This window comes from Terribium retamae (assembly GCF_022347545.1).
Taxonomy (GTDB): domain Bacteria; phylum Pseudomonadota; class Alphaproteobacteria; order Rhizobiales; family Rhizobiaceae; genus Mesorhizobium; species Mesorhizobium retamae.
In genome coordinates this window covers 589,067-600,976 of record NZ_JAKREW010000001.1, presented here as the reverse complement: position 1 = coordinate 600,976, position 11,910 = coordinate 589,067, and the positions used below count along the sequence as shown (strand labels likewise).

Genomic DNA, 11,910 nt, shown 5'->3' with positions numbered 1-11,910 from the left:
AAAAGATTGGCCCCGCCGCATGATGCTGGCAGCGTCGTTGATCGCATTGATGACAACGCCGACGCTGGCCAAGCAGGCGCCAGTCGAAAACACGATCAGTCAGTTCACGCTGGGGAATGGTATGCAAGTGGTGGTCATCCCCGATCACCGTGCCCCCATTGTCACCCACATGGTTTGGTACAAGATCGGCAGCGCCGACGAACCGCCCGGCAAGTCCGGCATCGCGCATTTCTTCGAACATCTGATGTTCAAGGCGACCAGCAATCATCCAGCCGGTGCGCTGGATCAGGCTGTCGCCGATATCGGCGGCAACGACAACGCCTTCACCTCCTATGATTTCACAGCCTTTCACGAGACGGTGCCACCATCGGCGCTTGGCCAGATGATGGGCTTCGAGGCTGACCGGATGCGCAATCTCGTCTTGAGCGATGAGGCTGTGGCCACCGAGCGCGATGTCATCATGGAGGAGCGTCGCTCGCGCATCGACAATGATCCGCAGGCACAGCTCGACGAGGCGGTCAACGCAACACTTTATATGAACCAGCCTTACCGCATCCCGGTTATTGGCTGGATGCAGGAGATCGAACAGCTCAACCGGGTCGACGCGAAGGCATTCTACGACCGCTATTACGCGCCGAACAATGCCGTCCTGATCGTTGCCGGCGATGTCGACGCTGAAGCCGTGCGCAAGCTGGCGGAAGAGTACTACGGCAAGGTGCCGCGCGGGCCGGATCTGCCACCTCGCGTGCGCCCGAAAGAGCCGGAAAAGACAACGGCACGTTCGGTGACGCTCGCTGATGCCCGCGTCAGCGTACCGAATTTCTCCATGCAATGGGTCGTGCCGTCCTACAACACCGCCAAATCAGGTGAGGCCGAAGCGCTCGACCTGCTCGGTGAGATCCTCGGCGGCGGCTCGCGCAGCCGCCTCTATCAAGAACTCGTCGTAAAACAGGGTATCGCGGCTAGCGTCGGCGCCGGTTTCCAGGGCAGGGCGCTGGATGATACGGTTTTTGCCGCCTATGCCACGCCGCGCGGCACCGCCAAGCTGGCCGATGTCGAGAAAGCCGTAGGTATTGAAATCGAAAAGATCGCGCGCGACGGCGTCAGCACGGACGAATTGGAGCGGGCGAAGAACCGCTATATCCGCTCGATGATCTTCGCCCGCGATCGCCAGGATTCCATGGCCAACATCTATGGCAATGTGCTGACGACCGGCGGCACGATCAAGGATGTCGAAGAATGGCCGGAGCGCATCCGCAAGGTAGGCGCTGACGAGGTCAAGGCCGCTGCGCAGCGCTACCTGCTCCTCGATAAAGTGGTTACGGGCTATCTTTTGCCCAAGGCGGAGAACTGAGCGATGCCGGGATCGACCTCCGTTTATGCCAACACGATCAGCCTGACGGTTCGCCTGCTGCTTGGCCTGATCTTGTTCGTCCTGCCCGCGTTTACCGCTTCGGCTGCTATGACCATCCAGGAAGTGAAGTCCGACAAAGGCATCACCGCCTGGCTGGTTGAAGATTACACCGTGCCGATCGTCACCATACGCTTCGTCTTCGATGGCGGCGCCAGCCAGGACCCTGTCGGCAAAGAAGGCACGGCCAATCTGATGGCCGGCCTATTCGATGAGGGAGCCGGCGATCTCGACAGTGATGCCTTCCAGATCAAGCTCGACGATGTCGGCGCGGAGATGAGTTTCGAAGAGAGCCGCGACGGTTTCTACGGCACAATGCGCATGCTGGCAGAGAAGCGCGACGATGCGCTCGGGCTGCTCAAGCTGGCAATCGAAAAGCCGCGTTTCGATCCGGCGCCGGTGGAGCGCATCCGCGCGCAGATCATTTCCGGCATCGAGTCCAACGTACGAAATCCTGAAACAATCGCCCAGGCGAAATGGCGTCAGGCACTCTACGGCAACCATCCTTATGCCAACTCGGAAAACGGTACCACGGAGAGCGTGGCGGCAGTTACGCAGGAAGACTTGCGCACGTTCCATAAAGCGATGTTCGGCCGCGATGGTCTGCATGTCGCGGTTGTCGGCGCGATCGACGCTGAAACATTGAAGCGCAAGCTCGACGAAATCTTCGGTGGTCTGCCGGAAAAGCAGCAATTGCGGCCGCTTGCGAATGTCGATGTCAAGCTTGGCCAAACCATCGAGGTCAACTACGACCAGCCGCAGACGTCGCTGCAATGGGCTTTCCCAGGTGTCGCGCGCGAGGCGCCGGACTTTTATGCCGCCGCACTCCTGAACGAGATCCTCGGGGGCCAGGCCTATACGTCACGTCTTTATCAGGAAGTACGCGAGAAGCGTGGACTGGCCTATGGCGTTTCGTCGTCGCTGGTCGATCGTCGTTACTCGGCGCTGTTGACCGTCGGCACCGCGACACGTTCGGACCGCGCTGCCGAGACCTTGAAGATCGTGCGCGATGTCGTGCAGCGTCTGGCCATTGAGGGGCCAACCGAACAGGAACTGGCGGCGGTGAAAAAGAACCTGATCGGCGCATACGCGATCAACAATCTGGATTCGTCGAGTTCGATTGCCAATACGCTGGTGGAACTGCAACTCGACAAGCTGGGCATTGACTACATCCAGCGCCGTACCGCCTATATCAATGGCGTGACCCTCGATCAGGTGAAGGCCGTGGCCAAGAAACTGCTGTCAGCCGATCCGGCGATCCTCGTGGTGGGACCGGCCATGGGGGGTAAGGGTTGAGCCCGACCTTTTCCATTGCCTTTGGCGGTGGCGGCGCGCGCGGCCTCGCACACATCCACGTTATCGAGGCGCTGGATGAGCTCGGCATCAAGCCCGTAGCAATTGCTGGCTCGTCGATCGGCGCGCTGATGGGGGCAGGCGTCGCCTCCGGTATGAGCGGCCGCGACATCCATGATTACGCACGCTCGATCCTCGGGACACGCGCTCAGGTGGCGAGCCGGATGTGGCGAGCGCGCCCCGGAACCCTTGCCGAGGCGATGGAAGGCGGGCTTCGGCTCGGACAGTTCAATGTGGAGCGTATCCTCAAGGCCTTCTTGCCGGAAATCGTACCAGCCAGTTTTGAAGAGCTGAAAATTCCGCTCAAGGTGACGGCAACCGACTATTTCGGCCACAAGCTCGCCGTGTTCGACAGCGGTGAACTGCGTTCGGCGCTGGCGGCGTCTGCCGCAATCCCTGCCGTGTTCCGACCGGTCGTGCGCGATGGTCGTGTGTTGATCGATGGTGGCATCTACAATCCGGTGCCGTTTGACCTGCTCGAAGGGGCGGCCGATATCACCATTGCAGTCGACGTCGTCGGCGGTCCGGAGGAGGGCAGCAAAAGGCCGACCTCGATCGACCTGATGTTCGGCGCAACCCAGTTGCTGATGCAGTCGATCATCGCCAACAAGCTGACGCAGTGCAGCCCGGACATCCTGATACGCCCGCCGGTTTCCCGCTTTCGCGTACTCGATTTCATGAAGATCGATGCGGTGATGGCGGAAACGGTGGCTGTAAAGGATGAGGTGAAGCGTGCCGTCGAGACCGCACTGGAGGCGCGACGCGAGCGCGCTTGATAGCTCCGGCTTCGCTCGGAGTCAGTGTGCGAACACCTGTTCCAGCGAACGGAAAACCTTGAATTCCAGCGCGTTGCCGGAAGGATCGCGGATGAACAGCGTGGCCTGTTCGCCCGGTTGACCTTTGAAACGCACCATCGGCCGCTCCAGCCAGTCGATGTCGTCGCGCGCCTCGAGGCGGGCAGCGAGCTTTTCCCACTCGTCCATCAAAAGCACCGCGCCGAAATGCGGGATCGGCACGACGATGCCATCGACTGCGCCATCACGCTGAGCGCTGGCTACGGTCGGACGCAGATGCGCGGACATCTGATGGCCGTATAGGTCGAAATCTACCCAGGTGTCAGACGAGCGGCCTATGCGGCAGCCAAGCACCTCGCCATAGAAGGCGCGTGTCTCGTCCAGATCGCGGACCGGAAAGGCGAGGTGGAAGGGAGTCATGAATCGACCTTTCGTGTCTGGGGCTGGAAATCGCAGACACAACCACATGCGAGAGCCAACAGCAAACATCGACCTTTGGTCATGTGTACGCCGACCGGAGCTACGTTGGGAACGTTGTCGCCAGTGGGCCGAAGAAGCCGACGATGCGGGTTATGCGCGCCTGATCGGCGTCGAGGAAGGCGATGTCGAGACCTTCGGGAAAAAACGATCCATCTGCCAAAACAAACCTCCAGGTAAAGCGCGCGATTCCGTGATGAACATCTACGCTGCTTGTTCGCGAGATGCGGGCACCCGGGTATCTCGCCTGGATTCCCGCGATGTGTGCGAGCAATTCGTCTGCCCCGTTTGTATGCGCTGTGGGATCCGTATAGGTCGCGCCGTCGCCCCACACCGATAACAGCAAACTCCGCCGCCGTGCGGCATTCTGGTCGGACCAGGATGCGCAATATGTGTCGACGAGATGCGTCAAGGACATTTATCCGACCTTTCCCATAAACTGTGACAACGCCGCGAAACGTCATGCAGGTGGCCAGCTGCAATCGCTCGGCGGAAGATGGCATCATACCCTTCGGCCACGGCACGATCGATGTTGCGCACCTCCATCAACTCCACGAGATGCTGGAAAGCGCTGTAGTGCGGAGAGAGCGACGAAAGCGTTTCACCGTCCGCCGCCGACCGTCCAGCTGCGGAGCCCGTATGTCCGGTTCCCCAAACAGTGATTGCAGGCTTCATTGCGACACTCCATATCCTTGCGCTGAACAAGCGGCACTCTCGCGGCTGGCCGAGAGCTATGAGGTGGAAGGGACGAGGCCAATACGCACGGAAGCGTAAGTGGTTACCCCCTGGTGAGGAGAATTGGTATGAACAAGCCGTTCGAGAATGGTTTTTCGGCCGCGATGAGACTGGTCGCGGGAAAATGGAAGATCGATATCCTGTGTGCCCTTTCGCAGGCGCCTCGCAGGTTCGGGCGCCTGCGCCATTCCATTCCGGACATCAGCGAAAAGATGCTGGCGCAACAGTTGCGTGAAATGGAGGTCGACGGGCTCGTGATAAGGCAAGCCTATCCGGGATTGCCTGCCAAGGTCGTCTATTCGCTGACCGAAAGCGGCACTGCCCTTTGCGCAAGTGCAGAGGGACTGTGCCGTTGGAGTGAACGGTTTCAGGGGCGCGTTGAGGCGGAGGCATGACCACCACTGCGAACTGCGGCCGATTGGCTTTCGGCATTGCGCGGACCGGGCAGGGACAATAGATGGAGCTACGACGGTCCCGCAAATGCGTGGTCGCGGAAAGCAGGAAACAAGCATGGCCGATACGCTGGACACCTCGAAATTGACCGATCGCGTCGCTGCGCTCGTCGACGCCGCCAAGAAGGCCGGCGCTGATGCAGCAGATGCTGTTGTGGTGCTCGGCCGCTCGACCAGTGTGTCTGTCAGGCTCGGCAAGGTGGAAAACACCAATGCCTCGGAGAGCGAAGACGTGTCGCTGCGCGTTTTTGTCGGCAATCGTGTCGCCTCGGTTTCGGCAACCGCGGCCTCGGATCCGAAGTCCCTGGCTGAAAGGGCGGTGGCGATGGCCAAGGTATCGCCGGAAGACCCATTTCAAGGCCTCGCCGATCCCTCGCTTCTCGCGAACGGAAGGAACGATCTCGACCTATTCGACAAGACGGAAATTTCAGCCGATCGGCTGCGCGAGGATGCCCTTGCCGCCGAACAGGCGGCCCTTGCGGTCAAAGGCGTGACCAATTCCGGAGGTAGCGCCGCCGGTGCCGGCATGGGCGGGCTGGTTCTCGCTACATCGCACGGCTTCCTTGGTCAGTACGCCGCAACCCGCTTCTCGCGGTCTGCCAGCGTGATCGCGGGCGAGGGCACGGGCATGGAGCGCGATTACGACTATTCTTCGCGCCTGCATTTCGCCGATCTCGATGATCCCGAAACGATCGGCCGCAACGCAGGCGAGCGGGCGGTGAAGCGCATCGGCGCACGCAAGGTGCCAACCGGCACGGTGACGGTTGTGTTCGATCCGCGCGTGGCGCGCGGTATCGCCGGCCATCTCGCCGGTGCCATCAATGGCGCTTCGGTGGCGCGCAAGACTTCATTCCTGCGCGATATGATGGGTAAGCAAGTGGCGTCAGCTGCGATCACAGTAACCGATGAGCCGTTGCGCCGGCGGGGCCAGGCCTCGCGCCCATTCGACGGCGAGGGTGTGGGCGGTGAGAAGCTCTTGATGGTCGAGAAGGGCGTGCTCAATCACTGGTTCCTGTCGACTTCGGCGGCGCGCGAGCTTGGGCTGACTACCAACGGACGCGGCGCCCGTAGCGGTTCGCAGGTTTCACCGTCCTCCACCAACGTAGCCATCGAGCCGGGCGAGCGCTCGCCGGAGGAACTGATTGGTGCATTGAAGGCCGGCTTCTATGTCACCGAAGTGTTTGGCCAGGGCGTCAATATGGTGACCGGCGAATACAGTCGTGGGGCTTCGGGTTTCTGGATCGAGAACGGCGAACTCACCTATCCCGTATCGGAGGTGACGATCGCCTCGAACCTGAAAACGATCTTCCTGGGGCTTGTGCCTGCCAACGATCTCGACCGCGAATACGGCACGGCTGCACCAACGCTGCTTGTCGAAGGGATGACCCTTGCCGGAAGTTGACCCAGCCGGGCTTGCCAGCGCCAATGAAGATCTTGCCTTGTTGCGGGTTGCCGCGCGCGAGGCCGGTGCTATCGCGTTGCGCTATTTCGGCAAGAACCCGGAAGTGTGGATGAAGGGCGGCACCTCTCCGGTCAGCGAAGCGGACTACGCCGCGGACACCTATCTGCGCGACACGCTGCTGGCGGCGAGGCCCGACTACGGCTGGCTATCGGAGGAAACGGCTGATGGTCCGGAGCGCCTGAGCGCTCGCCGCATCTTTGTTGTCGATCCCATCGATGGCACGCGAGGCTTTCTCGACGGACAGAAGTTCTGGTGCGTCAGTGTGGCGGTAGTCGAAGACGGCAAGCCGATTGCCGGCGTGCTCGAATGTCCGGCGGCACACGAAACCTATTGGGCGACGCCCGGTGCAGGGGCATTCCTCAACGGGAAGCGCATCCAGGTCCGCAACATCCCGGACATCGCCGAGTTGGCAGGTCCGAAAGCACTGCAGGACCTTGTGCCGCAAGCTTGGCAGCGGCGGTTGAAGCGGACCGCCTACATCCCTTCCTTGGCCTACCGGCTGGCGATGATTGCCGGTGGCAGGCTTGACGCCACCTTCGTCAAGCCGAATGCCCATGACTGGGATATCGCCGCCGCAGAGCTGATTCTGCGCGAAGCCGGCGGGCAGCTGATCGACAGTCATGGCGTTACGCCCGCCTTCGCCAAGAAAAAAGTCAGTCACGGCGCCTTGGCCGCCGGAAGCGGCGAAATGCTTGCCATGATGGCCGGCGTGATTTCCGGCCACGCAGGCTGAGGCGTTTCATAGGTTCCAAAATTAGCGGCTTTGGTCTAGACCAAGCACCAAATCACATGATGTGAAGGACGGACATGACCGGGGAAGACGGAAAGAAACAGCTTTTGCACCTGGTGTTTGGTGGTGAGCTGAAGGCGCTCGGCGGCAGCGAGTTCCGCGATCTCGATGCGCTCGACATCGTCGGCATCTATCCCGACTATCAGTCGGCGCTGAATGCCTGGAAATCCAAAGCGCAGGCCAGCGTCGACAATGCCCATATGCGCTATTTCGTCGTGCATCTGCATCGCCTGCTCGATCCACAGGGGCAGACCAGCGCGTGACGATGGAAGAGCAAGTGGCGAAACCGCAGGCTGATCGGCCCGCGGGCGAAAGGAAGCGCTCCAACAGCGCGCTGAAGCCGCTGTGGAAGAAGGTGCGCGAGCCGCTTGCACAATCGCGTTTCGTCAAGAGCCTGATCGTCAGCTTGTTCACGCTGACCATGCGTTTCATCCGGCTCACCAATCCGCGCGTTGCCCAGTCGGCCAAATTCAGCGACAAGGAATATGAAGGTATCGAGCCAGGCATCATCGCGCTTTGGCATGGTCAGCATATCCTGATGCCGGCCTTCTACCCTTCGAAGCGCGGATTGGTTGCCATGGTGTCGCGCAGCGCTGACGCCGAGATCAACGCACAGGTGATCGAGCGCTTCGGTATCGAGACCGTGCGTGGATCGGGCGGCCGCGCGGATGCGCGCCACATCGACAAGGGTGGCGCCAAGGCACTGATCGGACTCAAGAAATCGCTGATGGCCGGCAAGAATGTCTGCATGATCGCCGACATCCCGCATGGCACGCCGCGCGATGCGGGCCTCGGTGTCATCCTGCTCGCCAAGCTGTCGGGCCGACCGATCATTCCGGCGGCCCTTGCCACCAGCCGCCGCAAGGTGCTGGAGAAGAGCTGGGACAAGACGACCATCAACCTGCCGTTCGGCCGCTCGGCGATCGCCGCCGGCGAGCCCATCTTCGTAGCAAGCAATGCCGACGAAGCCGAGATGGAGCGCAAGCGCCTCGAACTCACCGATGCGCTCAACGCCGCTACCGCCAAGGCATACGACCTGGTGGATTCTGCGCGATGAGCGAGCGGTGGGCCCGCATGATGCTGTCGCTCTACCGTGTCGCCGGTTCGGCTGCCTATCCGCTGGCCGGCCCCTATGTCGCCTGGCGCGCTTCCAAAGGTAAGGAAGACCGTACCCGCAGTCGCGAACGCTACGGTGTTGCCAGCCAGGAGCGGCCTGACGGACCGCTGATCTGGGTGCATGCGGCAAGCGTCGGCGAGACCAATGCCGTGGTGCCGCTGGTCCGCTCGATTCTCGACTATGGCGTCACGGTCGTGTTGACCACCGGTACGGTCACCTCAGCCAAACTGGTGGCGGAGCGGCTGGGCGATCGTGTTATCCATCAATACGTACCCCTGGATTTGAGGCCGGCCGTGAGCCGGTTCCTCAATCATTGGCATCCCGACCTCGTCATCATCGCCGAATCCGAGATATGGCCGAACACTATTCTGGAACTCGGCGCGCGCAGCGTGCCGCAAGTGCTTGTCAACGGGCGCTTGTCTGATCGCTCCTTCGCCTCCTGGAAGAAACGGTCCAACATCGCTGAGGCGTTGTTCGAAAATCTTGCCCACGTCGTCGCGCAGTCGGAAGTCGACGGAGAGCGGTTCCGGGCACTTGGCGCACGACCGGTAACAGTTTCGGGCAATCTCAAGGTCGACACACCGCCGCCGCCGGTCAACCAGAGTGAGCTTGCCTTGCTTGACCGGCAGATCGGCGGCCGGCCGACCTGGGCGGCCATCTCGACCCATGACGGCGAGGAAGTCATTGCCGCCGAAGTACACAAGACGCTCGCGCCACGGCATTCCGGGCTGCTCACCATCATCGTGCCGCGTCATCCCGAGCGTGCGGAAGAACTCGTCGAAACGTTCGCCGGTATGGGGCTTACGGTGGCGCGGCGCAGCCTGGACGACCAAATCACACCCGATGTCGACATCCTGCTCGGTGATACGATCGGTGAGATGGGGCTTTATCTTAGGCTCACCGAGATCGCCTTTGTCGGTCGTTCACTGACGTCGGAAGGAGGACAGAATCCGCTTGAGCCGGCTATGCTCGAGACCGCCGTTCTCGCTGGCCGCAACGTCCAGAACTTCCGCGACTCCTATCAGAAGCTGTTGGACGCCGGTGCCGCCAAGCTGGTGCGCGATCGCCCGATGCTGGCTGGCGCAGTCAATTTCCTGCTTACCAATGAAGGAGCCCGCCGTGAGATGATGGCGGCGGGTGCCGCGACCGTGGAGCAGATGCGTGGCGCGTTGGCCACCACGCAAAGGGCATTGGAGCCCTACATCCAGCCGCTTGTCGTCAAAGCCCGCCTCAAGGTGGCGGGAGGTCGCTGAGCATGGCGAGCGAAGCACCACCGTTCTGGTGGGAAAAACCGGATTGGCGTGCTCGTGCCCTGTCGCCGCTCTCCTGGCTTTACGGCGCGATCGCTGGCCGGCGTATGCGTTCCGCGAAACGTGAAAAGATCGACGTACCAGTGCTTTGCGTCGGAAACTTCACGGTCGGCGGCTCCGGCAAGACACCGGTGGCTATTGCGCTTGCGGGGCACGCCTTGCAGCGAGGGCTGAATCCGGGATTTCTGTCGCGCGGGCACGGAGGCTCTTTTGCCGAGCCGCACATTGTCGATGCGCGTCATGATGCAGCCAAACATGTCGGCGACGAGCCGCTGCTTCTGGCGGAACACGCGCCTGTGGCGGTGTCGCCGAACCGTGCCGCCGGCGCTCGCATGTTGATCGAGAAAGAGGGCTGTGACTTCCTCATCATGGATGACGGTTTTCAGAGCGCGCGGATCCATATCGATTTCGCTCTTGTTGTCGTGGATGCCCGCTATGGGTTGGGCAATGGCCGCGTCATCCCGGGTGGTCCACTGAGAGCGCCGGTGGTGACCCAGCTTCTCTATGCGGATGCATTGCTCAGAATGGGCGACGGTACGGCGGCCGACATCGTGGTGCGGCAAGCTGCGCGCGCGGGCAAGCCGATCTTTGCTGCACGCGCCCGGCCACGCGATGCCAGTCAGTTCGCCGGCAAGCGGTTGTTGGCTTTCGCGGGGATCGGCCATCCCGAAAAGTTCTATGACACGGTGGCGGAAGCCGGCGGCAAGGTGGTGCTTAGCCGCTCGTTCCCCGATCATCACGTCTATGGCGCGGACGAACTGGCGGAATTGCTTTCCACCGCCAAGACGGCGGAACTCGGCCTCGTTACCACCGCCAAGGATGCTGCGCGGCTGCGGCACGGCGCAATCCCCTCGGGGTTCCTTGAAAAGCTCAGCGTGCTTGAAATCGAGACGGTGTTCGAGCCCGATCAAACGCCACAGCGCATCATCGATGAAACACTCGAAGCCTGGCGCAGGCGACGTGTAGGTGGATAGGTGAAGCCCGCCCGCTAGAGGAAAGGCTCTTTCGTTACCCGCGCTTTCGCAGATCCGGATTGACCTCGATTTCGCGCTGCAGGGAAGCAGCAGCGCTGACATAGGGTTCCTGCCGCGCCACGCTCCAATATTTGAGCTCGTCCAGAGCGATGTTTTCGCCGGTTACGGCGCAGCGTACGAAGGCGCCCGGACTGGTGACCTGGAAATCGCCGTCAAGATAGCGAATGCGGGCTTCGCGACCTCCGGGACCTTCGAAACGATTCATCATCACGGCAGACCTGTGTTCATGAAGGTCGGGCCTTGTCGGCCTGACTTCAAGCGTTTCCGCCATAAAACGCGGGCAAGGTCAAGCGCGAGGCCAGCCTGGCACAACCGAGACGGCTTATTGTCGAAAAAAACATATGTCGGATCGCCATGGTCGTTGCCGTTTCCCGCCTTGCTGCTCTGCTCAAGCAGGCCACCGCAGGCGATGTGCCAGCGCCGGTAGCGAGGCCGGGTCCAGACAAGGCAGCTTTGATCAAGACGCTGGTGACACCGCTCGCACCACGCGGAGCCGAACCGATGCCGTCGATAGCGCCACCGCTCATCGTGCCGACGAAGGGTACCTTGGCGCAGAAGGAGGCTTCGCCGCAGATCATCGACGCATACCGCGCTGCGCTTGAACTGGACGAAGCGGCGGCAGCGTCGGTAAGCCCGCGATCGTCAACGGTGAGCGCAGCCGCTGTTGAAATGGAAACTGGGCTTCGATCATTGTCGGGCTCGCCAACCAGCCGCGATGATGCCGTTTCTGGCATGCGCGCCCAACCCATGCCAAACTATGCGTTTGCTCCGCCGCTGCAGGCTGCGACTGTTCTGGGCCTGACGGATGAAACTGCCAAGAAGAGACGAGCCGGGCAGATAAAGCCAATGCGTGAGGAGTCTTGGCGCATTCCGGCGGAGGTGACGATCAGTGCGCGTACGATTGCCTTCGCGTTTGCGGCACTCGCGTTATTCCTGCTGATCATCCTCTTGCTGTTTTAAGCTTGACCGAACCTT

15 protein-coding genes are annotated in these 11,910 nt (G+C 61.4%); 11 read left to right on the top strand and 4 right to left on the bottom strand.

Annotated features, from left to right (window positions below; translation table 11 throughout):
• Positions 1–49: 49 nt before the first annotated feature.
• From L4923_RS02850 to L4923_RS02840, 3 genes are read left to right on the top strand one after another with little or no spacing between them, the layout of a single operon-like run.
• Positions 50–1,354, top strand: a complete 1,305-nt coding sequence (locus L4923_RS02850) for a M16 family metallopeptidase (RefSeq protein ID WP_275448233.1) — start codon at positions 50–52, stop codon at positions 1,352–1,354.
• 3 nt (positions 1,355–1,357) lie between these two features.
• Positions 1,358–2,707 carry a M16 family metallopeptidase gene (locus L4923_RS02845; protein WP_239361898.1) on the top strand — a complete coding sequence of 450 codons (1,350 nt, stop codon included), beginning with the start codon at positions 1,358–1,360 and terminating at the stop codon, positions 2,705–2,707.
• Positions 2,704–3,540 carry a patatin-like phospholipase family protein gene (locus tag L4923_RS02840; RefSeq protein ID WP_239361897.1) on the top strand — a complete coding sequence of 279 codons (837 nt, stop codon included), beginning with the start codon at positions 2,704–2,706 and terminating at the stop codon, positions 3,538–3,540. Before L4923_RS02845 ends, L4923_RS02840 begins: the two co-directional genes overlap by 4 nt.
• Before the next feature lie 21 nt (positions 3,541–3,561).
• Here the strand turns inward: L4923_RS02840 and L4923_RS02835 are convergent, their stop codons facing one another.
• The 3 genes from L4923_RS02835 to L4923_RS02825 form a co-directional block, all read right to left on the bottom strand.
• Positions 3,562–3,978, bottom strand: coding sequence for a VOC family protein (locus L4923_RS02835; RefSeq protein WP_239361895.1), 417 nt, complete (start codon positions 3,976–3,978; stop codon positions 3,562–3,564).
• 100 nt (positions 3,979–4,078) lie between these two features.
• On the bottom strand, positions 4,079–4,447 hold the full coding sequence (locus L4923_RS02830) for a hypothetical protein (RefSeq protein WP_239361894.1): 369 nt from the start codon (positions 4,445–4,447) through the stop codon (positions 4,079–4,081).
• Positions 4,444–4,710 (bottom strand): hypothetical protein, encoded by a 267-nt coding sequence (locus L4923_RS02825; protein ID WP_239361893.1) that lies wholly within the window; start codon positions 4,708–4,710, stop codon positions 4,444–4,446. The genes L4923_RS02830 and L4923_RS02825 overlap by 4 nt, the downstream gene beginning before the upstream one ends.
• Positions 4,711–4,838: 128 nt before the next feature.
• Between L4923_RS02825 and L4923_RS02820 the strand changes: the two genes are divergently transcribed.
• The 7 genes from L4923_RS02820 (at position 4,839) to lpxK (ending at position 10,875) form a co-directional block, all read left to right on the top strand.
• A complete protein-coding gene (locus L4923_RS02820) occupies positions 4,839–5,165 on the top strand; it encodes a winged helix-turn-helix transcriptional regulator (RefSeq protein ID WP_239361892.1) in 327 nt (108 codons plus the stop codon).
• A gap of 115 nt (positions 5,166–5,280) precedes the next feature.
• Positions 5,281–6,624 carry a TldD/PmbA family protein gene (locus L4923_RS02815; RefSeq protein ID WP_239361891.1) on the top strand — a complete coding sequence of 448 codons (1,344 nt, stop codon included), beginning with the start codon at positions 5,281–5,283 and terminating at the stop codon, positions 6,622–6,624.
• Positions 6,611–7,417: a 3'(2'),5'-bisphosphate nucleotidase CysQ gene (locus L4923_RS02810; protein ID WP_239361890.1), complete on the top strand. Its 807-nt coding sequence runs from the start codon at positions 6,611–6,613 to the stop codon at positions 7,415–7,417. The genes L4923_RS02815 and L4923_RS02810 overlap by 14 nt, the downstream gene beginning before the upstream one ends.
• A 74-nt stretch (positions 7,418–7,491) precedes the next feature.
• The gene (locus tag L4923_RS02805) at positions 7,492–7,737 is read left to right on the top strand and encodes a DUF4170 domain-containing protein (protein WP_239361889.1); all 246 of its coding nucleotides are present in this window, start codon (positions 7,492–7,494) and stop codon (positions 7,735–7,737) included.
• A 2-nt stretch (positions 7,738–7,739) separates the two neighbouring features.
• A complete protein-coding gene (locus L4923_RS02800; protein ID WP_239362065.1) occupies positions 7,740–8,531 on the top strand; it encodes a lysophospholipid acyltransferase family protein in 792 nt (263 codons plus the stop codon).
• Positions 8,528–9,844: a lipid IV(A) 3-deoxy-D-manno-octulosonic acid transferase gene (gene waaA, locus L4923_RS02795; protein ID WP_239361888.1), complete on the top strand. Its 1,317-nt coding sequence runs from the start codon at positions 8,528–8,530 to the stop codon at positions 9,842–9,844. The genes L4923_RS02800 and waaA overlap by 4 nt, the downstream gene beginning before the upstream one ends.
• 2 nt (positions 9,845–9,846) lie before the next feature.
• On the top strand, positions 9,847–10,875 hold the full coding sequence (gene lpxK / locus L4923_RS02790; protein WP_239361887.1) for a tetraacyldisaccharide 4'-kinase: 1,029 nt from the start codon (positions 9,847–9,849) through the stop codon (positions 10,873–10,875).
• 34 nt (positions 10,876–10,909) lie between these two features.
• Here the strand turns inward: lpxK and L4923_RS02785 are convergent, their stop codons facing one another.
• Positions 10,910–11,143: a DUF2093 domain-containing protein gene (locus L4923_RS02785; RefSeq protein WP_239361885.1), complete on the bottom strand. Its 234-nt coding sequence runs from the start codon at positions 11,141–11,143 to the stop codon at positions 10,910–10,912.
• 338 nt (positions 11,144–11,481) lie between these two features.
• On the opposite strand from L4923_RS02785, the gene L4923_RS02780 reads away from it, so the two are divergent.
• Positions 11,482–11,895 (top strand): hypothetical protein, encoded by a 414-nt coding sequence (locus L4923_RS02780; RefSeq protein WP_239361884.1) that lies wholly within the window; start codon positions 11,482–11,484, stop codon positions 11,893–11,895.
• Positions 11,896–11,910: the final 15 nt, after the last annotated feature.

Coding starts and splice junctions, on each gene's coding strand:
- L4923_RS02850 (WP_275448233.1), top strand. CDS start 50: ATGACAACGCCGACGCTGGCCAAGCAGGCGCCAGTCGAAAACACGATC.
- L4923_RS02845 (WP_239361898.1), top strand. CDS start 1,358: ATGCCGGGATCGACCTCCGTTTATGCCAACACGATCAGCCTGACGGTT.
- L4923_RS02835 (WP_239361895.1), bottom strand. CDS start 3,978: ATGACTCCCTTCCACCTCGCCTTTCCGGTCCGCGATCTGGACGAGACA.
- L4923_RS02825 (WP_239361893.1), bottom strand. CDS start 4,710: ATGAAGCCTGCAATCACTGTTTGGGGAACCGGACATACGGGCTCCGCA.
- L4923_RS02820 (WP_239361892.1), top strand. CDS start 4,839: ATGAACAAGCCGTTCGAGAATGGTTTTTCGGCCGCGATGAGACTGGTC.
- L4923_RS02815 (WP_239361891.1), top strand. CDS start 5,281: ATGGCCGATACGCTGGACACCTCGAAATTGACCGATCGCGTCGCTGCG.
- L4923_RS02805 (WP_239361889.1), top strand. CDS start 7,492: ATGACCGGGGAAGACGGAAAGAAACAGCTTTTGCACCTGGTGTTTGGT.
- L4923_RS02800 (WP_239362065.1), top strand. CDS start 7,740: ATGGAAGAGCAAGTGGCGAAACCGCAGGCTGATCGGCCCGCGGGCGAA.
- waaA (WP_239361888.1), top strand. CDS start 8,528: ATGAGCGAGCGGTGGGCCCGCATGATGCTGTCGCTCTACCGTGTCGCC.
- lpxK (WP_239361887.1), top strand. CDS start 9,847: ATGGCGAGCGAAGCACCACCGTTCTGGTGGGAAAAACCGGATTGGCGT.
- L4923_RS02785 (WP_239361885.1), bottom strand. CDS start 11,143: ATGATGAATCGTTTCGAAGGTCCCGGAGGTCGCGAAGCCCGCATTCGC.